The sequence below is a fragment of the Tritonibacter horizontis genome (assembly GCF_001518015.1).
GTDB lineage: Bacteria > Pseudomonadota > Alphaproteobacteria > Rhodobacterales > Rhodobacteraceae > Epibacterium > Epibacterium horizontis.
This window is the reverse complement of the sequence record NZ_LPUY01000069.1, coordinates 1-623: the sequence shown is the minus strand read 5'-3', so window position 1 is coordinate 623 and position 623 is coordinate 1. Positions and strand designations below refer to the sequence as shown.

General features: G+C 66.0%; 1 protein-coding gene. It reads right to left on the bottom strand.

All coding sequences use genetic code 11. From position 1 onward, the window contains the following. A partial coding sequence (locus tag TRIHO_RS11820) for a VirB4 family type IV secretion system protein (RefSeq protein WP_408646188.1) occupies positions 1-623 on the bottom strand: 623 nt, incomplete at both ends.

Sequence of the window (623 nt, the reverse complement as noted above, 5' to 3'; positions counted from 1 at the left end):
TCGAGGGCCTTCCAGGCCTCGTCGATCACGATGATGGTGGGGCGGCGGACCTCGATTTCGCGCTCGACCCGGCGGAAGAGATAGGAGAGGACCGCCATCCGTTCCTTGTCGGCCTCGCTGTCGAGAATGCCGGTCAGATCGAAGCCCACCACATCGCCCTTGAGCGAGAACGTGTCCTCGAGGCTCTGCCCGAAGATCCAGCCATAGCGGCCGTCCTCGGTCCATTCGAGCAGGCGCTGGTGCAGATCGCCGCCATCGTCGGTGGACACAAAAAGCGATGCGAAATCCCGCCAGTTCCGCAGGGCCGGATTGGAGGCCTGGGCATTCTGGCGCACGACTTCCTGGATGCGGTTGGTCTGTGCGGGCGTCAGTGGCTTGTCAGCGCGGTAGAGCAGGGTGGCAAGCCAGTCCGAGAGCCAGGCGGTGCCGCGGGCATCGGTCTCTGTCCAGAGCGGGTTGAGGCCCGTGGGCTGACCGGCGCTCAGGGACGCGTAGCGCCCGCCATTCGCGCGCACCGCCATCTCCATACCAAGACGGTAATCGAAGACGAAGACCCGGGCGCCCGCGCGACGGGCCTGGGTCATCAGGAAGGCCGAAAGCACAGACTTACCTGACCCGGGCCG